Origin of the sequence: Neisseria sp. RH3002v2g, assembly GCF_014596425.2 — a bacterium.
GTDB lineage: Bacteria > Pseudomonadota > Gammaproteobacteria > Burkholderiales > Neisseriaceae > Neisseria.
This window is the reverse complement of the sequence record NZ_CP110721.1, coordinates 235,696-255,927: the sequence shown is the minus strand read 5'-3', so window position 1 is coordinate 255,927 and position 20,232 is coordinate 235,696. Positions and strand designations below refer to the sequence as shown.

At 49.1% G+C, this 20,232-nt stretch carries 17 protein-coding genes; 10 read left to right on the top strand and 7 right to left on the bottom strand.

The genetic code is table 11. The annotated features are described in order from the left end of the window. Positions 1-96: 96 nt before the first annotated feature. The 5 genes from BBP27_RS01210 to BBP27_RS01190 all read left to right on the top strand — a co-directional run bounded on the left by BBP27_RS01210 (position 97) and on the right by BBP27_RS01190 (position 5,571). Entirely contained in the window at positions 97-312 is a 216-nt protein-coding gene (locus BBP27_RS01210; RefSeq protein WP_049351938.1) for a hypothetical protein, read from the top strand. Further along, positions 309-494 carry a polyribonucleotide nucleotidyltransferase gene (locus BBP27_RS01205; RefSeq protein ID WP_070440650.1) on the top strand — a complete coding sequence of 62 codons (186 nt, stop codon included), beginning with the start codon at positions 309-311 and terminating at the stop codon, positions 492-494. The genes BBP27_RS01210 and BBP27_RS01205 overlap by 4 nt, the downstream gene beginning before the upstream one ends. Continuing rightward, positions 491-1,606, top strand: coding sequence for a DUF7146 domain-containing protein (locus tag BBP27_RS01200; RefSeq protein ID WP_188211440.1), 1,116 nt, complete (start codon positions 491-493; stop codon positions 1,604-1,606). The genes BBP27_RS01205 and BBP27_RS01200 overlap by 4 nt, the downstream gene beginning before the upstream one ends. Then, entirely contained in the window at positions 1,603-3,348 is a 1,746-nt protein-coding gene (locus tag BBP27_RS01195; protein WP_188211439.1) for a DUF927 domain-containing protein, read from the top strand. The genes BBP27_RS01200 and BBP27_RS01195 overlap by 4 nt, the downstream gene beginning before the upstream one ends. 882 nt (positions 3,349-4,230) lie before the next feature. After that, positions 4,231-5,571 (top strand): DUF2868 domain-containing protein, encoded by a 1,341-nt coding sequence (locus BBP27_RS01190; protein WP_188211438.1) that lies wholly within the window; start codon positions 4,231-4,233, stop codon positions 5,569-5,571. Positions 5,572-5,644: 73 nt separating this feature from the next. Here the strand turns inward: BBP27_RS01190 and BBP27_RS01185 are convergent, their stop codons facing one another. From BBP27_RS01185 to grpE, 3 genes are all read right to left on the bottom strand, one after another. Beyond that, positions 5,645-5,863, bottom strand: coding sequence for a hypothetical protein (locus BBP27_RS01185; RefSeq protein WP_188211437.1), 219 nt, complete (start codon positions 5,861-5,863; stop codon positions 5,645-5,647). 266 nt (positions 5,864-6,129) lie between these two features. Further along, positions 6,130-8,058 (bottom strand): molecular chaperone DnaK, encoded by a 1,929-nt coding sequence (dnaK, locus tag BBP27_RS01180; protein WP_049348822.1) that lies wholly within the window; start codon positions 8,056-8,058, stop codon positions 6,130-6,132. A gap of 303 nt (positions 8,059-8,361) precedes the next feature. Next, complete coding sequence (grpE, locus tag BBP27_RS01175) at positions 8,362-8,922, bottom strand: nucleotide exchange factor GrpE (protein ID WP_128581313.1); 561 nt, start codon at positions 8,920-8,922, stop codon at positions 8,362-8,364. A 150-nt stretch (positions 8,923-9,072) separates the two neighbouring features. Between grpE and cysE the strand changes: the two genes are divergently transcribed. Next, positions 9,073-9,891, top strand: a complete 819-nt coding sequence (gene cysE, locus BBP27_RS01170; RefSeq protein WP_004520667.1) for a serine O-acetyltransferase — start codon at positions 9,073-9,075, stop codon at positions 9,889-9,891. A 74-nt stretch (positions 9,892-9,965) separates the two neighbouring features. Here the strand turns inward: cysE and BBP27_RS01165 are convergent, their stop codons facing one another. Next, a complete protein-coding gene (locus BBP27_RS01165; RefSeq protein ID WP_004520666.1) occupies positions 9,966-10,556 on the bottom strand; it encodes a tyrosine-protein phosphatase in 591 nt (196 codons plus the stop codon). 125 nt (positions 10,557-10,681) lie between these two features. On the opposite strand from BBP27_RS01165, the gene mnmC1 reads away from it, so the two are divergent. Continuing rightward, the gene (gene mnmC1, locus BBP27_RS01160) at positions 10,682-12,292 is read left to right on the top strand and encodes an FAD-dependent 5-carboxymethylaminomethyl-2-thiouridine(34) oxidoreductase MnmC1 (RefSeq protein ID WP_188211436.1); all 1,611 of its coding nucleotides are present in this window, start codon (positions 10,682-10,684) and stop codon (positions 12,290-12,292) included. 77 nt (positions 12,293-12,369) lie between these two features. Here the strand turns inward: mnmC1 and BBP27_RS01155 are convergent, their stop codons facing one another. After that, a complete protein-coding gene (locus tag BBP27_RS01155; protein ID WP_188211435.1) occupies positions 12,370-14,742 on the bottom strand; it encodes a TonB-dependent hemoglobin/transferrin/lactoferrin family receptor in 2,373 nt (790 codons plus the stop codon). A gap of 169 nt (positions 14,743-14,911) precedes the next feature. Then, positions 14,912-15,535, bottom strand: a complete 624-nt coding sequence (locus tag BBP27_RS01150) for a biliverdin-producing heme oxygenase (protein ID WP_036493824.1) — start codon at positions 15,533-15,535, stop codon at positions 14,912-14,914. 396 nt (positions 15,536-15,931) lie between these two features. On the opposite strand from BBP27_RS01150, the gene BBP27_RS01145 reads away from it, so the two are divergent. The 3 genes from BBP27_RS01145 to BBP27_RS01135 are packed head-to-tail and all read left to right on the top strand — an operon-like array spanning position 15,932 to position 19,418. Beyond that, entirely contained in the window at positions 15,932-17,242 is a 1,311-nt protein-coding gene (locus tag BBP27_RS01145) for a paraquat-inducible protein A (RefSeq protein ID WP_188211434.1), read from the top strand. Further along, positions 17,239-18,900 (top strand): intermembrane transport protein PqiB, encoded by a 1,662-nt coding sequence (pqiB, locus tag BBP27_RS01140; protein ID WP_188211433.1) that lies wholly within the window; start codon positions 17,239-17,241, stop codon positions 18,898-18,900. The genes BBP27_RS01145 and pqiB overlap by 4 nt, the downstream gene beginning before the upstream one ends. Beyond that, positions 18,900-19,418, top strand: a complete 519-nt coding sequence (locus BBP27_RS01135; protein ID WP_070646708.1) for a PqiC family protein — start codon at positions 18,900-18,902, stop codon at positions 19,416-19,418. The genes pqiB and BBP27_RS01135 overlap by 1 nt, the downstream gene beginning before the upstream one ends. A gap of 57 nt (positions 19,419-19,475) precedes the next feature. On the opposite strand, the gene grxB is transcribed toward BBP27_RS01135, so the two are convergent. Beyond that, entirely contained in the window at positions 19,476-20,186 is a 711-nt protein-coding gene (gene grxB / locus BBP27_RS01130; protein WP_188211432.1) for a glutaredoxin 2, read from the bottom strand. Between the last annotated feature and the right edge of the window lie 46 nt (positions 20,187-20,232).

Here is a 20,232-nt window from a genome sequence, read left to right as displayed (position 1 = left end):
ACGGCATAGGGCAAACTTCGCCCTAGTGTTTTCATAACTAATTGATTTTATTAGATTCATGTTTTGAAACACTGGAGGCATAGCAAAGGATAAACCATGAAACAGACCAATAAATCAGACCGTTTCCGCCGGTATTTAAACCGCGCTTTGCTGGTGTTTTGGGTGTTGCTTTTGGCTTTGGTAGTCCGAGCCTGTAACCAGCCCGCCCACGCCGACACGGAGCAACTAGAGCAAGAAACGCCGGCAATATGGGAAACAGACCCGACGGCCGGAATCGTTTTAGAACCTGTATCAGAGGAGGCAGAGCAATGAAAACCATCATGGATAAGCTGGCAAACCAACTAAACAGCAAAGAGAAAGCAATCGCAGCGGTGGACGTTGTAAGCACTATCTTGCTGATTGTGAATGACGGAGCAAGCCAAAAAGAGGCGATTCATACTGTATCAGTCATAGCCCGCGAAGCTATGGACAGATTCGAGGAGGTAGGAAAATGAAACCAACATACAAAGAAATCAGAGCCGCCGCGCAATACCACTGGCCGGAAATCCACAGGGCAATCGGCATAGACCCTAAGTTTTTACGCGACAAACACCAGCCCTGCCCCGCGTGTAATGAAGGGCATAACCGTTTCAGATATGACGATGAAGACGGAAACGGCACATTTTATTGCACACATTGGAAAGATGGGAGTAGAGAGGGCGGCGGAAACGGTTTTGGGCTGGTTATGCATTTTCTGAATTGTAATTTTGATGAGGCATTACGCACCGTTGCTGGCATTTTAGGCATGGACAATGCAAACCCTTTGCCGATACCGCCCAAACGCCCACAAGCGCAACCACGCCCCGAAAAAGACCAAATCGAGAAACTGGCCGCATTGTGGGGAAGCACAGAGCCTATCCGCCCCGATTCCCCTGTTATCCAGTATTTGAAATCACGCGGTTTGGATATGGCGCATTTACCCGAAAACGTCCGTTTCCTACCTGAAAAAGACTATTGGACAACAGGCGAAGATAAGCCGCTTTTGCTTGGCCGTTTCCCCTGTATGGTTTGCGCTATCCGCGATATGGACGAGGAGCTACAAGGCTTGCACCTGACCTATTTGCAGGCGGGCTATGACAAGCCATGCGGAGAAGACGGACTACACGCCCCGCGCTATCAGAAACTGGCAATCAAAGACCCTGAAACAGGCGAAACATTACCGGCAAAGAAAATGAGAAGCCGCAAGAAAGGCAGCATATCGGGGCAAGCCGTCCACCTGTTCCCGATTCCTGAAAATGGCCGTCTTGTCATTGCAGAGGGCATAGAAACCGCCCTAGCCGCCCGTGAATTGTGCAAGGCTTACGATTGGGGCTTATACGCGGCCTTGAGCGCAAACAGCATGGCAAATTTTCACTTTCCGGACGGTATAAAAGAAATTGCAATTATTGCCGATAACGACACGCCCCGCCCTGTTGGTTACAGAGCCGCTTATGACTTGGCAATGCGAGCCATTAAGCAGGGGATCAAGGCGAGCATATGGCAAAGCAAAACGCCCGGCTATGACGCACTAGACGAACTGAACGAGAAGAAGCAATCAGACAATCATTTCGGAGGACAGACAGCATGAAAAATACCGAAACAGCGAAGCAGGAAAGCACCAACGATTACAACCTTGAAAATGCCGAGCCATTCCGCCCACACCCTCGCTTTGACACCAATAATCGGGGCGTATGGTGGATAAACGTTAGAACCGACAAAGACGGCGATATTATCGAAGCAGAGCCGCTATTGCTTTCCGATCCTATCGACATTATAGGCACAGGGCAAGACAATGACGGCGCGTATTATCGGATTATCAAGTTTAAAGACAAAATCACACGCCGGCATAAAACCGCCGCCCTACCACAAGCAGAAATTGCCGGTGGGAAATGCTGGGAGCGTTTGGGGTTTTACGGCTTATTCATTGAGAGCAACCCAACAAAAAGGCGAAAACTGGCAGACTATTTGCAGAAAGAGGGAAGCCAGACGGCCTTTACCATTACCGACCGCGCGGGCTGGAACGGGGAAGCCTACATACTGGCAGGCGGGGAAGCCGTTAACGCAGACGGCACAAACATTCTATACAACGGAGACACCAGCCAAAAAGACGGTTACACAGAAAAAGGCAGTCTCACGGAATGGCAGGAACAGGCCGCGCGATACGCAGAGAACAATAGCCGCCTATGCCTGGCACTAGGTTTAAGCATGGCCGCGCCATTCTTGGCACTTTTGAACGAAGAGGGAGGCGGTTTCCATTTGGCGGGCGATTCATCAAAAGGCAAAACAACCGCCGCGCGGCTTGCCTTGAGCGTATGGGGCGACCCTGAAACCACTAAAGGCAATTGGGATACTACCCCGCTTGGCTTGCAGAATTTAGCTTTAGCCCGTAATGATGGCTTGCTAGTGTTAGATGAAATCGGGCAAACAGCCGACCCACGAAAAATCCCACAAATGGTTTACAGCGTTATCAACGGCGTTTCAAAAACACAGGGCGCAAAAGATGGCGGCAACCGCAGACAGAAAACATGGCGCAATCTGATACTTTCAACCGGCGAAATAAACCCAGAGAGCCTGATAGGAGACCGCGCCCAATGGAAAGCGGGCAATCATGTTAGGTTACCTGACATACAGGCAGAGGCAAGATATGGCATTTACGACACGTTACACGGCTTCGCAGATGGCGCGAAACTGTCGGAGCATATCAACCAAGCCACAGCCAAGCAGCGAGGAACAGCAGGCCGCGCCCTTATCCGCCAAATCCTCAAAGACGGAAAAGAAGCCGCCGCCCAAGCCGTAGAAGCCAGCCGCGCCCGATTCCTTGAGACCTTGCCACCAATGGAGGGACAGGCGCGAAGAATTGCCCGCCGCTTTGCCCTTTTGGCCGCCGTCTTGGAATATGCCGCCCCTATTACCGGCATGAGACAAGGAGCAGGAGAAGCAGGAGTAAGACAGTGTTTCAATGAATGGCTTGAAGAAAACGGCACAGGAAACCGCGAAGACCGCCGGATTATTGAGCAAGCAATCGCCTTTATGGACGTTAACGCCCTGTCTATGCGCTTTTCAGACTGGAACAGCCAAACCGTAAACCGCGACCATGCAGGTTATCGGAAACAAGAGGGGAGCATAGATGAATACTGGATAATCCCCGTAGTCTTTGAAAATGAAGTCTGTAAAGGATACAGCCCGCGCAAAGTATGTGAAGTCCTACATAATCACGAATGGTTAAAAAAAGCCGAAAACGGCAGATGGCAACACCAGCGCAAAAGAAACGGCGTTGCAAGCCGATTCTATGTTTTGATGGAAGAAGCCCCGCCCGACTTTGACGAATAACCAAGAGCAAGCCCGCCATGACCAACACAGGCGGGCTTTTTTACGTCCAAACATTCAAGCAGACCTACCAATAAAGCATAAAATCGACAGGAAGCCCCTAAATCTCAAAAATTAGGACTATTTGACCCATTCCCTATACCTACCCATACCCAATCAACAAAACACGCTTACAGCGCAATTTTAGCCTATTTACGCCATGACCAACAAAGACAGACAAGGAATAAATAATTTCGACACCAATACGCGCGCGCCCGCGCGTAATAATGGTGTATTCATATGACTACACCCATGTTTTTTAATGTTTTTTATACCAATAAGCGCGTAATCATGCAGCCCATTGAATTTTGCGAGCCCATAAAAAAGGAAAGCAAAAACGGCAGGTAACCACTTAACCGGCACTAGTAACCAATGACAAAAGCATAACTGGTTACCGCATTATCGTTGATTTATAAAGGTTTTTAGGGGCTGGTAACCAGGTAACCAGAGTAACCAGTGCATTTTGTATATATATAGCGGTTTAAATTTGAGATGGAAGCCGCCGGCCTAATCACTCAAATAACAACACGCACCAAAAAAAGTTATAATGACCGGCACTAGACTGCTAAATTATTTTTTGACCTTTGCAAAATGTGGTGATATTTGTGGGGATATTTGAATTGCTTTATTATTTTTATAATATAAAACAATGAATTATTCCTTTAGTTCGTGTCCCTCCGTCCGCACCACACTCAAAATAAGCAGCTTTCGGGCTGCTTTTTTTACATCTATTCCACTATATACCCAAAATCAAAACTGCTTTTAATTTTTTGACCTTTGCAAAAAAGGGTTTATTTGTGGGTATAACAGACGTTTCCATTTTATCTTTCAGACGGCCTATCATTTATGTTGAATCCATCGCAAAAACTTGTCGAATTGGTCCGTATCCTTGAAGAACGTGCCTATATTTTTCCGGGAGATCCTGTGCAGGCGACGGAAGCGTTGCGACATATTGACGGCGGCAATGAGGAAAAACTGATACGCCGCGCTCAAATTATTGACCGCGACAAGCATTTGAAATATGTGTTGCAACAGGTGGAGACAGGCTCGTTTTGGCTTTGGATTGTTGCGGCGACGTTGTTATTTACGGTCGGTTTTTCCAGCACTTATCTTTTGATGGACAATCAGGGGCTGAATTTTTTTCTGGTATTGGCCGGGATTTTGGGCATGAATACAGTCATGCTGCTGGTGTGGCTGGCGACTTTATTCCTGCGTTTGAAAAATGTGCACTTTATCAGCAGTCCGGCAACTTGGTTCCGTGGAAAAGACCCGGTCAATCAGGCTATTTTGCGGCTTTATGTGGACGAATGGCGCAAGCCGCAAACGCGTTGGCTGATTGGCGCAACCTCACACAGTCTGTGGCTTTGTACGCTGTCGGGGATGTTGGTTTCTGTTTTGCTGCTGCTTTTGGTGCGTCAATATACGTTCAACTGGGAAAGTACGCTGTTAAGCAATACGGCATTGGTGAAAACGGTTGAGGCTTTGTCATGGCTGCCGGAACGTTTGGGCTTTCCTGTTCCCGACAGTCAGGCCGTAATTGCAGGCCGTTTGAACAATCATATCGAAGATGCGCGCGCTTGGGCGGGTTTACTCATCGGCAGCATTGTCTGCTATGGTATTCTGCCGCGCTTGCTTGCTTGGCTGGCTTGCAAAATTACTTTAAAAACCCTTCGCGAACATTTGGATTTGAATCGGCCCTACTATCAAAACATTCTCCGCACATGGCAGACGAAGATTGTTGATGCCGATGATTTTCAGGAAAACATCGTTCCCGTTTCATCCAAAATCACGCTGAACAATGCGCCTAAATGGGCTGTTACACTGGAAACGGAATGGCCTGAGCCGCTTTGGTTTTCCGGCGTTTTGGCGCAAGAGTGGATAGACAAAGGCGTAGTCGCCGGCAGAAAAGATTTGGAACAATTGGAAGCCGAATTGAAACAAACTCCGGCGCAACTTCTCATCGGCGTACGCACGCAAACTGTTCCCGACCGCGGCATTTTGCGTCAAATCAGCCGCTTGGCCGAAGCTACGGATGGCGGCGTTATCATTCAGCTTTTGAATCAAGACAGTTTCTCTGAAGATTTAGATACCAAACTGGATTATTGGCGCGATGCGCTGGCAGAAAGAAACATTGCCTGGCTGGAGCCGACCCGTTTGGCACAAGAAAAACGGCAAAGCGCTATTTGACAGATAAACCGAAGGCCGTCTGAAACCTGATGTTTGGGTTTCAGACGGCCTTATTTATTGTTGAGGATTCATCTTAATGAGGTTCGTGGCGATGCTCTTGATGATGTTTGGGCTTCGGTGCGTGGTGTCTGGCTTTAGGTGCAGGTTTTTTCATTTTTTGCGGTTTAGCTTTTTTGTGCATACGCTCTTGTTTCGGATGCATGTCGTGCTTGCCATGCGCAGAAGCGACTGGTGCCAAGACCAAACCGGCAGCGACAACCATCAAAGAGGTCATTTGAATCAGTTTTTTCATATTTATCTTCTTTCAAGAGGTTGATTTGAGGTAAAAATAAGCATTTATTCGCACTCAAGCGATGGACAAATATTAATGGCTTTGACTGTCAGCTGCTGTCAGCATTCGGCGAAATCTGTTCAAAATTCAGCAATAGAAGTATGGCAACACAATGATGTAGCAAGGTTTTGAAAGTTTACTGCCAATTTTGACAAAGCGTCTTTACACATTTTCCAAACAATAAAAAGCGCGAACCTTTCGATTCGCGCTTTTTCAGACGGCATCAATTATTTTTTGTCGTCTTTTACTTCTTCAAAGTCGGCATCTACAACGTCGTCGTCTTTCTTAGCAGAAGACTCGGCTTGTGCGCCCTCGCCTGCTTGTGCTTCGGCTTGCGCTTGAGCGTAAACCATTTCGCCCAGTTTTTGGCTGGCTGTACCCAAAGCTTCGGCTTTAGCATCGATAGCGGCTTTGTCGTCGCCTTTAACGGCTTCTTCAGCTTCTTTCAACGCAGCTTCGATTTTTTCTTTCTCGGCAGCGTCGAGTTTGTCGCCGTAGTCGGCCAAAGATTTTTTCACGGAGTGAATCAGAGCTTCGGCTTGGTTGCGTGAAGCGACCAATTCAGTCAGTTTTTTATCTTCTTCAGCGTTGGCTTCGGCATCTTTCACCATGCGTTCGATTTCTTCTTCGCTCAAACCTGAAGAACCTTGGATGGTGATGTTGGCGGCTTTGCCGGTGCCTTTGTCTTTGGCAGAAACGTGCAAGATACCGTTGGCGTCGATGTCGAAAGTAACTTCAATTTGAGGCATACCGCGTGGTGCAGGTGCAATGTCGGTCAAGTTGAACTGACCCAAAGACTTGTTGGCAGAAGCGCGTTCGCGTTCGCCTTGCAGCACATGGATGGTTACAGCGCTTTGGTTGTCTTCGGCAGTAGAGAACACTTGAGACGCTTTAGTCGGAATAGTAGTGTTCTTTTGAATCAACTTGGTCATCACGCCGCCCATGGTTTCGATACCCAAAGACAGAGGTGTTACGTCCAGCAGCAATACGTCGCTGCGGCCGCCGCTCAATACTTCGCCTTGAATTGCTGCGCCTACGGCAACGGCTTCGTCAGGGTTCACGTCTTTGCGAGGCTCTTTGCCGAAGAAGTCTCGAACGGCTTCTTGTACTTTCGGCATACGGGACTGACCGCCGACCAAAATCACGTCGTCGATGTCGCTGGTGCTCAAGCCGGCATCTTTCAATGCGATTTTGCAAGGCTCGATAGAACGTTGAATCAAATCTTCAACCAGGCTTTCGAATTTGGCACGGGTAATTTTCATGGCCAAGTGTTTCGGACCGGTTGCGTCCATAGTAATGTACGGCAGGTTGATTTCAGTTTGCTGACCGCTGGACAATTCGATTTTGGCTTTCTCGGCAGCTTCTTTCAGGCGTTGCAGAGCCATGACGTCTTGTTTCAAATCAATGCCTTGTTCTTTTTTGAACTCGTCAATGATGTAGTCGATCAAGCGTTGGTCGAAGTCTTCACCACCCAAGAAGGTGTCGCCGTTGGTTGCCAATACTTCGAATTGTTTGTCGCCGTCGATGTTAGCGATTTCGATGATGGAAATATCGAAAGTACCGCCACCCAAGTCATACACGGCAATTTTACGGTCTTTGCTGTCGCCTTTGTCCATACCGAATGCCAAAGCGGCTGCGGTCGGTTCATTGATGATGCGTTTTACTTCCAAACCTGCGATGCGGCCTGCGTCTTTAGTCGCTTGACGTTGGCTGTCGTTGAAGTAGGCAGGAACGGTAATCACGGCTTCGGTTACTTTTTCGCCCAAGTAAGCTTCGGCTGCTTCTTTCATTTTACGCAAAACTTCTGCGGAAATTTGAGGAGGAGACAGCTCTTTGCCTTGTGCTTTTACCCATGCGTCGCCGTTGTTGGCTTTGATGATTTCAAAAGGCATGGATTCAATGTCGCGTTGTACTTCTTTGTCTTCAAATTTGTGACCGATCAAACGTTTGGCCGCGTAAATAGTGTTTTTGGCGTTGGTTACCGCTTGGCGTTTTGCTGGCGCGCCGACGAGGATTTCGCCGCCGTCCAAATAAGCGATAACGGAAGGAGTGGTGCGTGCGCCTTCTGCGTTTTCGATTACTTTGGTTTGACCGTTTTCAGAAATGGCCAAACAAGAGTTGGTTGTACCTAAGTCAATACCGATTACTTTTGCCATATTATGTTGCTCCTAAATAAACTTTTCTTAATTAATAATCCTGTGGAACATTTCGTTCCGATGGCTTGTAAATAAGGTTGCTTCATTTTTTTTCAAGGCCTATTTTGAATTTTTTTTAAGATTAAATTCAAGTGCTTGATTTATTTATCCACAAGCCGTTTATTCTTTTTTTCAGACGGCCCGGTTTTCATTTTCCGATTCCGGTTTATCGGAATGATTTTCCAATAGCGGAACATCGGGTTTTGAAACCGGATAAGGCCGTCTGAAGATTTTATGCTTGATAAACTTTATCAAGCGATGCCTTCAATCTTCTTTTTTCGCCACGACAACCATTGCAGGACGCAGCACGCGGTCGGCCAATGTATAGCCTTTTTTCATTACGCTGACGATGGTATTCGGCTCTTGCTCGCTGACGACTGCCTGCATCGCTTGATGTTGGTGCGGATCGAGTTTGTCGCCCGGCTGCGGGTTGATTTCTTTAATGTGTGTGGCATCAAATGCTTTTTGCAGCTCGTTCAAAGTCATTTGCACGCCCATTTTCAGCGCATCGAAATTGCCGCTTTGGTCCAGCAGCGCCATTTCGAGATAATCTTTAACCGGCAGCATTTCTGCTGCAAATTTTTGTCCGGCGAATTTATGGGTATCGGCGATTTCTTGCTGATGGCGGCGGCGCAGGTTTTGCTCGTTTGCCAAACCGCGCAGCTCGCTGTCTTTGAGTTGGCCTTCCAACTCGGTGACACGCGCCTGAAGCTCTTCGTAAGTCGGTTCGGCTTGTTCGGTTTCAACGGTTTCGGCAGTTTCTACGGCTGCCGCTTCTTCTGCTTCGTGTTGATGTTGTTCGTTATGCTCCGTCATTTCTGACATCCTTTTAGCGTGTTGATATTCGATGTTTCATATATAAGGCCGTCTGAAAAAACTTCAAGCATTTGAATACCGATTATCAAATGCCTTGTTAAAAGACGTTGGAAAACGGTAAGATAGCCATCTGATTTTATTCTTCAGACGGCCTCGAATATGAAAAAAGACCATTTGAATTCAACCGATTTTAATCTGTGGCACACCATTCGCGAAGAAACCGAAGCGGCCGCCGCGGCCGAACCGATGCTGGCAAGCTTCCTGCATCAAACCGTGTTGCGCCACGATTCGCTTGATTCGGTACTTGCCTACCATCTTTCCAGCAAGCTCGGCAGCCCGATTATGGATGTGCGCGCGCTGTTTGAAATTTATCAGCAGGCCTTGAGCGTGGACACCCGTATCAGCAAATGTGTCGAGGCCGACTTAAAAGCCATTTACGAGCGCGACCCGGCTTGTGATGAATATTCGCTGCCGCTGTTGTATTTCAAAGGCTTCCACGCCGTACAGGCACACCGCATCAACCACTGGCTCTATCAAAACGGTCGTAAAACGCTGGCGTATTTCCTGCAAAACCGCATGTCGGAAGTCTTCGGTGTCGATATCCACCCGGCCGCCCGTTTCGGTCACGGTTTGATGCTCGACCATGCCACCGGTTTTGTGGCCGGTGAAACGGCTGTCTTGGGCAACAATATTTCCATCCTCCACGGCGTAACGCTGGGCGGTTCGGGCAAAGAAAGCGGCGACCGCCACCCGAAAATCGGCAATGGCGTGATGATTGGTGCGAACGCTTCGATTTTGGGCAACATCCGTATCGGCGAAAATGCCAAAATCGGCGCAGGCAGCGTGGTGGTTGCCGATGTACCGTCTTCGATTACCGTTGTCGGCGTACCGGCCAAACCGGTCGGCCGCTCTTCCAAAACTCCGTCTGCCGATATGGATCAAAGCATTCAATTATCGACTACGGATTTTGTGATTTAAGTTATCTGCCATTAAAAATGGCCGTCTGAAAAAATAAATCTTTCAGACGGCCTTTTATGATTTAAATCTTAGTATTAACCGCGTTTGCGCAAGGCTTCCAAGTGCATTTTAACCTGCTTGACTTTCTCTTCGGTAAACAGCTTGGCAATGTTTTTCCAAATGCTGTGATAACCGTAAGGCCCGTGTTGCATTTCGGCTTTTGCGTCATCCACCGACCAGCCTTGATAAATGATGCGGTACATTCCGGCAATCAAACCGGTACGGTCTGCGCCGTGATAACAATGGATAAGCACTGCGCCGTTTTGCTGTTGTTTTTCAATCAGGTATAAGATTTCCGCAATCTCTTTCGGCTTAATGCTCCATGACAGCAACGGACGGTTTAGCAAGGTCAAACCATGCGCTTTCAAATGGTCGTCATCGTTGCGGTCGAAAAAGCGCAGGTTGATCACGCTTTGAATACCCAGTTTGACGATGGCTTCGCCATCTTCGGCAACAGGCTGCTCGCTGCGGTAAAGCTTGTCGTCGATGCGATAAAGGTTGGCATCGTGTTTGACAGGCGTTGCCCAGCGTTCGGACTGAACGGCTTTGCTGCCGTTATCCGGCGGCGCGGACGAGCAAGCGATGGGCAAGCCGGAAGCGAGAAGGCACAATAAAAGACGGCGCATAAAATTCCTGTATGAAAATCAATTGGAAATCAAAATATCATGCGATTCTATCAAAACCCGTCCGGATATTCTATCCGCGCAAACCGCGTTACAATAAAGCCTCTTTTTTCAGACGGCCTTTCATCATGACCTGCCTTGCTTGGAACACCACACCCACCCTTGCTACCCTTTGCCGCGCCATCGAACAACATACCGCGCCGCTTTATTTGATTGTCTGCCTGCCTGAAAACAATATTCCCGATTTTCCGCTGTCCAATCATCCCTCCGAGCTTGAAGGCCGTCTAAACAACCGTCTCGCTCAAGCCATGAAATGCCTTCAGTTCAACAGCGTTAATGTTTTGGAAAACCTATTGCCTAATGTGCATCTCTGGATGGTTCCTCCACACCGTGCCGACCGCTTACACGAACATTTCCATCATATCGAATGGCAAACCGAAGCCATCCCCCAAGTACGCCCCTCTCCTCTGAAACCTTGGTTCAGACGGCCTGAACATCAAGCCGCGCCCGAACACGTCCTGATTATCGGCGCAGGCATTGCCGGCGCGGCAACCGCGCGCAAACTGGCGGAGCACGGCGTACGCGTTACGGTTTTGGAAGCAGGCAAAGCGGCGCAGGCAGGCAGCGGCAACCGCCAAGGCTTGCTCTACGCCAAAATCTCACCACACAATACCGAACAAACCGAGCTGCTGCTGACAGGCTACGGCTACACGCGCCGATTGTTGGAAGACTTGCTGCCTGATTCCGACGTATGGGGCGGCGACGGCGTATTGCATTTGAATTTTGACGACAGCGAACGCAAACGCAATCAGGCCTTGGGTTTGCAACACCAGCATAAACACCTCTACCGCAGAGTATCTGCCGAAGAGGCTGCGCACATTGCAGGCATAGACGTATTTTCAGACGGCCTTTACTGGCCGCAAGGCGTATGGCTGAATCCGCCTGCCGTCGTGCATGCCTTATTGAATCATCCGCTGATTGAGTTGCACGAACACTCGCCGCTGACTGCCGTATCGCATGACGGCACACAATGGACGGCTCACACACCGGATGCGCATTTCAATGCCAACCATATCGTTTACTGTATGGGCGCGCACAGCCCGACTGCTGCCGACACCAACGTCTCCGTCCTGCCTTTCCGCCAAATCCGCGGACAAACCGGCGTTGTGTCCGCCAGCCCGTTTTCACAAAAACTGCGTTGCGCCATTTCCGGCGAAAGCTACATCAGCCCGAGCTGGCAAGGCCGCCACTGCTATGGCGCGACATTTGTCCTCAACAGCAACGATGAAACTTGGTATCCGCACGAAGAAACCGACAACCGTGCCGCCCTGCAACAGCTCAATCCCCCATTGGCACAATCCCTATTTGAGCAAGATTCGTTTTCAGACGGCCTTCAAGACACACAAGGCCATGCCGCCCTACGTTGCGACAGCCTCGACCACTTGCCCGTTGTCGGCGCGCTCGGCGACATCACCGTCATGCAGTCCGCCTACGCCAAGCTGGCATTGGACAAAAACTACCGACTCGACAATATCCCCTGCCCTTACCTGCCCAATGCCTACATCAATACAGCACACGGCACGCGCGGACTGGCGACAGCTCCCATCTGCGCCGCCGCCATTGCAACCGAAATACTCGGCTTGCCCCATCCGCTATCGCAAAGGCTGAGAACCGCGCTACACCCCAACCGCACCATCATCCGCGCGATTGTTCGGCAGCAGCCGTTGTTATCCGTTTAAAGATTTCGTTTTAAATCAAAAAGGCCGTCTGAAAGTCATCAAAACTTTCAGACGGCCTTTAGCTATCCGTTAACTGCTTAGAATTTCCATTCCAGCGATACAGCGTAATTGCGGCCTGGGGCGCGGTAGCGGTCTAAGCCTTTGCCATCGCGGTCAACCCCGTTGGTGGTGCTGTAGCTGTACAGACCGCGCAGGGAGTCCCAAGTGGTGTATTTGCGGTTGAATACATTGTACACGCCGGCACGCAAAGTCAGGTTTTTAGCCGGTTTGTAGAAGCCGTACATATCAAACACATAAGCCGATTTGTTTAGCCATGGATAATCCACTACTTTTTCTTGCAAAGGCGTACCCCAACCGGTGTTTTCAAACACGGTGTACTGCGCATCTTTAGCTTTTTTCGCACCCAAATAAGTCAGGCGGGAGAATACACCCCATTTTTCGCTTGGGCTTTCATAGTCGACACCGGCAATCACTTTCAGAGGCTGAGTGGACAGCAGGCTGTTGTTGCCTGACAGTTTGCTCTTCGCGTAACCGACAGAACCAAACAATTTCCAGCCTTCAGGTACAAAAGAAACCACTTGACCTAAATTCAGACGGCCTGTCAGCTCAAGACCACGGATTCGGGCCTTGTCGATGTTTTGCATCTGCCATTCCAGTTTTTCGGAATAAGGATTGCTACACATACCGTAGTAGTAATTCATCTGTGTACAGCCGACATCGCCACTGGTGGTCAGCTTCTGCTCTTCAGACAAGAAGTTGCGGTAATTGCTTTGATACAGGTTGGCATCCAAAGTACCTTTTTCGCTGCGGCCTTGCAGAGAAAGGGTATGGGTGGTGCTGCGCTCGGCTTTCAGGTTCGGATTAGGCAACCAGGTACCTGAGCCGTGGTTGTAAGTGAAATACACTTCAGACGCATTCGGCACGCGGAAACCGGAAGTTACATCGTAACCCAAACGCCATGTCTGACTCAGCTGTGCAGCCAAGCCGACAAAACCGCTCCAGCCTTTATAAGTGTTGGCTGCAGGTGGTGTTTTGTCACAAGCATGACACTCGGCATTCAGTTGCTGCGGCGTCATTTTGGTGTAGTCGTAACGGATACCTGCGCGGCTGCTGAACACGTCGTTCCATTGGATTTGGTCAGACAGCGAGAAACCATAGTTAGTGGTTTTCACAGGGTGTTGAATCGAGCTGGTGGTACGGGATATCTGACCACTGAAGTAGTAATCGTCGCGGTTTAAGTTTTCAAAATCACGTTGGCTGGCAAACGTTTTGAGGGACAAACGATGTTGACCGCCGAATTGGAACGGCTGGCTGTCCATACGCAGGGTAATGCGTTTGAACGTAGTATCCATGCTGCGGTTATAGATTTCGCCGATCTCTTTTCTATCGTAGTCGGTTGTCCAAGTAGAATAATTGGTTGGGTACAAACCTTTGTAGTTGACCGCAGATACTTTGGTTTTCTGATAATCAAAATCCGCTTTCACCATAGACAACCAGTTGGATTCCGGTGTCCATTCGTAGAAGACGTTGGCATTGCGGCGTCTGTTGACATCGTCAGCTTCACGCCATGCGGAAGCAATCAGGTTGTAAGACTCTTCAGTCGTGTAATTGTGGCCCTGCTGACCGTTGAGCGATGCGCCGATACGGTGGTTATCGTTGATTTGGTAAGCAATCTTACCCAAGAAGCTGTGGTATTTATGTTTGGACGGATCAGGAATACCGCGCGCAGAACCACGGATATTCGCTCCGCTGCCGGCGCCCTCTACCGGATAACCACGCTCGCCCGCGCTTTCAGTCTCATGGCCGCGACGTTGCGAATACAGCAAAGCGGCATCCACGCGGTCGTTGTTCAAACCGAACCCAAGTGTATTTGTCCATTCGCGGTTGCGGCTGCTGTAACCGTTTTTCATCATCACGCCGAACTGACGCTCAGGCAACAGCAAATCATGACCTTGCAAGGTTTGGTAATTCACACCGCCACCCAATGCACCGCTACCGGTATTGAAAGAGTCTGCGCCCTTCACGATTTCGATGTTGCGCACGAGTTCGGGGTCGATAGACAGACGCGAGCTGTTGAAGTTGCCATAACGGGCATACAGCGAGTTTTCTTCAGAATCAGGCAGGTTTACGCCGTCAATGCTGACGCCGACACGGTTGCCTTCCACGCCGCGTACGGCAAAGCCTTTTTGATGGCGGCCACTGTCGCTCAAGCCAACGTCGGTGGAATAACGTACCAAGTCTTTGTTGTCACGTACCATTTCTTGTTGGATACGGCCAAGGTTGACACGTTCCACGGCTGCAGGCGCATTGCGTTGACCTTTAACGCGGACTTCTTTTATCTCTGCTTTAACGGGTGTGGTTTCAGTTGCAGCTTCATCTGCTGCTAATACTGGATTGCCAAAAATACTGCCGACCAGTGCGGCAATAGGAAGCATGTGTAATGGTTTCATATTATCAACTCAAGGTGTAATGGATTGTTCATCCATCAGTTAATGCATAATAAATTTTCTGATAATCATTAATATTTAATAAGACAGCAACCCGTACAAATAAATCTGTGTCGTGTAATTAAAGGTCTCTGCAAACATCCATGCCGAGACCTTGTTTGTTTCATTATTTTTAGTGTCTGTGCGGCATCATGCCTTCGGGGGCTTCTGTGCCTTCCGGCAAACCGAAGGTTTCACGCAGAATCACTTTATAGAAGGCAAACGCTTCCTGCGCGCCTTGAATGGCTTCTGCTTCGGCTTCCGGAGTTAAGTTCAGGGCATTCAGGTGCTCGACGAAGGCGCGCCAGTGTTTGCCTCGGCCGTTGGGATGCGGGGCCAGGTGGCGTGCGCCGTGTTCGCCGTTGTATTCGAGTTTTTGAGCGTGTTTGAACAAGAAAGCGGCACCCAAATTTGAACCTTCGGCGCAATAGAGCCAGCCGATGGCTTTATTGCCTGTTTCATGCGGCAATTCTTTGTCGAATTTGTAAGGCTCTTCGCCCAAGTCTTTTAGGTCTTGGGTTACGGCATCGTAACGCGCCATGTATTCGAGTTCGGGAATGGCTTTGTTCAATTCGGCATCTTTATAGATGTGGTCGACAGCTTTGTGGAAAACTGATTGGAGTTTCAAAAATTTGATGTAGTTTTCTTTGCTGACGAAAGGCTGGACAAACATAACCAAGTTATCAACGCTGTCGTGTGTAACTGTGGTTTGCTCTTTCAAGCGTTTGGCGAAAGTCAGCTCTTGTGTTTCACTCATGATGTTTCCTTTGAATAGGGGGCAAACGGCTTCAGACGGCCTCTATTGTTTTGAAATGCCGTCTTCTTTGAAAAAATCGTTTTAAAAATAAAGAATGTAACTTTTTAAATGCTTCCGGCTCAGTGTTGGCGTGCCTTTTGCAATTCAATAAGTCTCATCATTTTTTATAATTAGAATATATATCATTTTTATTTCAATGTCAATAAACTCAATTGGGTCTTATTAATAAAATCTAACGGCCCATAGCCAGCGTCTTCTGAAACCTTTGCTGCCTTTTCAGACGGCCTTCTTATGAAGCAGCCGCCATTCAACCAAATATCTGCTAAATTTGGGCTATCCTGCTGTTTTCCTTTATAATGCGACACTCTTTGCACCTTCTTTACCCCCTGCCGAACCATGAAACGGATTCCTGCCTACCATCGCTGGTGGCGCTACAAGTCTTATCTTCCTGATGCGACGCTGCCTGCACATACGGTGGAATGCCCGGATTGCGGCTGCCGTATGGATATTCCGCGCCTGCGTCAGGGGCAGGAAGCGCATTGTCCGGTATGCAACCATGAAATCGTGGAGGTGGAAAACAATCCGTATATCGCGCCGATCGCCTATGCGCTGACAACCTTGATTCTGATGGCGTTTGCGTACAATATGGTGTATATCCGTGTCGATTTGTTCGGCGTAACATCGATTTTGTCGCTACCACAAATGATGCGGCTTTTAATTTCGCTGGATTATGGTTTTCTGGCGGAAGTGATGTTTATCCTTACTTTCGGTGCGCCTTTACTGTTTTTACTGCTCTGTCTGTATGTTTATACGGCCTTGATACGCGAAAAAGCCTACCCTGCGCTGCGCTTTGCGACGCGTGTATTGGTGCGGCTGCGTCATTGGATTATGGTGGATGTGTTTTTCATTTCCACTTTGGTGGCGTATATCAAACTCTCGTCCGTTGCTACAGTGGAATTCGGCTCGGCGTTTTATCTGATGTTTCCGCTGTCGGTCATGCTGATTCGGACTTCGGTATCGATTCCGCAGCATTGGGTTTATTATAAGATTCACCGTTTAACCGGCGGCCATGCGGTTCAGACGGCCTCTGAAGACAAAATCTGTTGCAGCCGCTGCCTGTATTTCCGCAATAAAGACGAGCAGCCTTGCGGCGTATGCGGCGCAGACTTATACCGCCGCCGCCCGAAAAGCCTGAGCATTTCGCTGGCGTTTTTAGTGGCGGCGTTTATCCTGTATTTCCCTGCCAACATCCTGCCGATTATGATTTCGTCCAACCCGACGACTTTGGAGATCAATACGATTTTCAACGGCATTGTTTATATGTGGGACGAAGGCGACCGGTTGATTGCCGTGATTATCTTTAGTGCCAGTATTATGCTGCCGGTTTTGAAGATTATTGCGATGGTGGTTTTGATTTATTCCGCATACTTCAAACCTGTGATGAGCGCGGACAAAATGTCGGTTTTGTATCGGATTACCGAATCCATCGGCCGCTGGTCGATGATTGATATTTTTGTGATTATTCTTTTGATGAGTTCGTTCCACACCAATATGGCACGCGTCGTGCCGGGTGGTGCAGCGATTTACTTCTGCCTGGTCGTTATTTTGACCATGCTTTCTGCCTATTATTTCGATCCCCGTCTGATTTGGGACAAGCAACAGCAGCTTTCAGACGGCCTTGATTCTGACCAGACCTTAACACAATGAAAAAACACGATTCTTCACCCAATTATCACGCCCCGGCGCGTGTCAAGAAAACCAATGTCTTCACGTCTGTCGTGTGGCTGATTCCTCTGATTGCGCTGATTGCCGGCGGCTGGCTTTTGGTTAAAGACATCCGCAACCGCGGCCCTGTCGTTACGCTGTTGATGGACAGCGCCGAAGGCATCGAAGTCAACAACACCATTATTAAGGTGTTGAACGTCGATGTCGGACGCGTTACCCGCATCAAATTGCGCGACGACCAAAAAGGCGTGGAAGTCACTGCCCAGCTCAGCGCCGATGCCAAAGACCTTATCCGCAGCGATACCCAATTTTGGGTGGTCAAACCGCGTATCGACCAAAGCGGCGTTACCGGTTTGGGAACCTTGCTTTCCGGCTCATACATTTCATTCACTCCTGGAAAAAGCCAAGAAGTCAAAGATGTATTTGTCGTCCAAGACATTCCGCCGATTGCCGCCATCGGTAAAAGTGGCCTGCGCCTGAATTTGGTTGGCAAAAACGACCGCATCCTCAATGCCAGCAGCCCTGTTTTGTATGAAAACTTTATGGTCGGCCAAGTAGAAAGCGCGCATTTCGACCCATCCGACCAAAGCGTGCATTACACCATCTTCATCCAAAGCCCCAACGACAAACTGATTAATTCCGCCAGCCGTTTTTGGCTGGAAAGCGGCATCAATATCGAAACCACAGGCAGCGGTGTCAAACTCAATTCCGCCCCTCTGCCTGCCCTGTTGTCCGGTGCGATTTCGTTTGATTCGCCCAAAACAAGCGACAGCAAAAATGTCAAGAGCGAAGACAGCTTCACGCTTTACGACAGCCGCAGCGAAGTCGCCAACCTGCCTGACGACCGCTCGCTGTATTACACCGCATTCTTCAAACAATCCGTACGCGGCCTGTCTGCCGGTTCGCCTGTTGAATACAAAGGCCTGAATGTCGGTGTGGTTTCCGATGTTCCATATTTCGACCGCAACGACAGCCTGCACTTGTTTGAAAACGGTTGGATTCCCGTACGCATCCGCATTGAGCCTTCCCGTTTGGAAATCAATGCCGACGAGCAAAGCAAAGAACATTGGAAACAACAATTTCAGACGGCCTTAAACAAAGGCCTGACCGCCACCATCTCCAGCAACAACCTGCTGACCGGCAGCAAAATGATTGAGTTGAACGATCAACCTTCCGCATCGCCTAAGCTGCGACCGCATACCGTTTATGCAGGCGATACCGTTATCGCAACCCAAGGCGGCGGTTTGGACGATTTACAGGCAAAAGTGGCCGATTTGTTAGACAAGTTCAACAATCTGCCATTGGATAAAACCGTTGCCGGCTTGAACGGTTCGCTTGCCGAGCTCAAGTCCACACTCAAATCTGCCAATGCCGCCCTAAGCTCTATCGACAAACTGGTCGGCAAACCGCAGACACAAAACATCCCTAACGAGTTGAACCAAACCCTGAAAGAATTGCGTCAAACCCTGCAAGGCGTATCGCCTCAATCGCCTATCTACGGCGACGTACAAAATACGCTGCAAAGTTTGGACAAAACCTTAAAAGACGTCCAACCCGTAATTAATACTTTGAAAGAAAAACCCAACGCGCTGATTTTCAACAGTAGCAGCAAAGACCCTATCCCGAAAGGAAGCCGATAATGCGCCTCTTCCCGATTGCCGCCGCCCTGACGCTTGCCGCCTGCGGCACTGCGCAAAGCACACAATATTTCGTCCTGCCCGACAGCCAGTACATCCGTCCGGCTGCGCATGGCAACGAAATTGCGGTCAAAGTCAACCTTGCCGAACCGCTTGCCAACGGCGGCCTCGTTTACCAAACCGATGCCTATCATGTGAATCTGGCGAAAAACCACCTTTGGGCGGCGCCGCTCGATGGTGCACTGGCAGCCAACCTCAGTAACAAGCTCAACCGCCTCAATCCGCATCGCACCTTTGTGCCTGCTTCACGCAGCCAAAGCAGCCAAACCCTGAAAGTCTATATCGAAGCCTTCCAAGGCAGCTATCAGGGGCAGACCACCATCAGCGGTTATGCACAATGGCCGGACGGACGCAGTAAACCGTTTAACGCCGTCACGCCGCAACAAGGCGACGGCTATACCGCCATGCTTGAATCGTTGGAAAACGGTTTGTCACAGGTTGCCGATACGATTGCCTATTAAACCAAAAAGGCCATCTGAAAAACTTTCAGACGGCCTTTTTCATGTTTCAAACATTCATTACAACGCGCGGTCAAAATACAAAGCCACGCCGGAACGCTCGCTCATCGCCAACAAATAATCCATCAACTTTTGCGGCCATTGAATACCGCGCACAACGGTCAGGTTGCGCAAAATAGGGAACGTCAGGATATCTTCCAAACTGATTTCACCGCCCAAGCCCTCGCCTTCGCACACCAGCGCTTCCAGTTCGGCCAAGTCTTGATGCAGACGCTCCAGATATTGCGCCGTTTTGTTCAGATTAGTCTCGAAATTGCCGATACTTTTCTCTTTTTTGTCAATAAAGTATTTTTTCGCTTCATCGGTCTCAAATTCGGGCAGGCCGATTTTAACCATGCGTGGCTGTACCAATTTATTATTGTATTCGCCCACTTTGTCCAACCAAGCCTGCACTTCTGGACGAACTTCCTCTTTCAGACAGCCTTGATCGATATAGTGGACAATATCCAAACTTTCACCCATAAACGAACCGTCTTCTTTTTGCAAAATCGGCACTTGTTTTGAGCCAATCATGCCAATCGGCGTAGCTTCGTCATCGTTCGCCAAGACAACCTCTTCCACCGCCACATCGCGCAAGCCAAAAATCATCCGCGCACGAATGCAAAACGGGCAATGGTCGTAAATATACAGTTTCATCGAAATGCTCCTTAAAATTTCAAAACGGTTAACCATAACACCCAAGGCCGTCTGAAACAAGGCTTCCTGAAACATAGTGCCACCTTTGCATACAAATCTAGGGCTGCCGGCAATAAACTGT

Excerpts from the sequence above, each read along its gene's own strand:
- BBP27_RS01210 (WP_049351938.1), top strand. The coding sequence starts at position 97 with ATGAAACAGACCAATAAATCAGACCGTTTCCGCCGGTATTTAAACCGC.
- BBP27_RS01205 (WP_070440650.1), top strand. The coding sequence starts at position 309 with ATGAAAACCATCATGGATAAGCTGGCAAACCAACTAAACAGCAAAGAG.
- BBP27_RS01200 (WP_188211440.1), top strand. The coding sequence starts at position 491 with ATGAAACCAACATACAAAGAAATCAGAGCCGCCGCGCAATACCACTGG.
- BBP27_RS01195 (WP_188211439.1), top strand. The coding sequence starts at position 1,603 with ATGAAAAATACCGAAACAGCGAAGCAGGAAAGCACCAACGATTACAAC.
- BBP27_RS01190 (WP_188211438.1), top strand. The coding sequence starts at position 4,231 with ATGTTGAATCCATCGCAAAAACTTGTCGAATTGGTCCGTATCCTTGAA.
- BBP27_RS01185 (WP_188211437.1), bottom strand. The coding sequence starts at position 5,863 with ATGAAAAAACTGATTCAAATGACCTCTTTGATGGTTGTCGCTGCCGGT.
- dnaK (WP_049348822.1), bottom strand. The coding sequence starts at position 8,058 with ATGGCAAAAGTAATCGGTATTGACTTAGGTACAACCAACTCTTGTTTG.
- grpE (WP_128581313.1), bottom strand. The coding sequence starts at position 8,922 with ATGTCAGAAATGACGGAGCATAACGAACAACATCAACACGAAGCAGAA.
- cysE (WP_004520667.1), top strand. The coding sequence starts at position 9,073 with ATGAAAAAAGACCATTTGAATTCAACCGATTTTAATCTGTGGCACACC.
- BBP27_RS01165 (WP_004520666.1), bottom strand. The coding sequence starts at position 10,556 with ATGCGCCGTCTTTTATTGTGCCTTCTCGCTTCCGGCTTGCCCATCGCT.
- mnmC1 (WP_188211436.1), top strand. The coding sequence starts at position 10,682 with ATGACCTGCCTTGCTTGGAACACCACACCCACCCTTGCTACCCTTTGC.
- BBP27_RS01155 (WP_188211435.1), bottom strand. The coding sequence starts at position 14,742 with ATGAAACCATTACACATGCTTCCTATTGCCGCACTGGTCGGCAGTATT.
- BBP27_RS01150 (WP_036493824.1), bottom strand. The coding sequence starts at position 15,535 with ATGAGTGAAACACAAGAGCTGACTTTCGCCAAACGCTTGAAAGAGCAA.
- BBP27_RS01145 (WP_188211434.1), top strand. The coding sequence starts at position 15,932 with ATGAAACGGATTCCTGCCTACCATCGCTGGTGGCGCTACAAGTCTTAT.
- pqiB (WP_188211433.1), top strand. The coding sequence starts at position 17,239 with ATGAAAAAACACGATTCTTCACCCAATTATCACGCCCCGGCGCGTGTC.
- BBP27_RS01135 (WP_070646708.1), top strand. The coding sequence starts at position 18,900 with ATGCGCCTCTTCCCGATTGCCGCCGCCCTGACGCTTGCCGCCTGCGGC.
- grxB (WP_188211432.1), bottom strand. The coding sequence starts at position 20,186 with ATGTTTCAGGAAGCCTTGTTTCAGACGGCCTTGGGTGTTATGGTTAAC.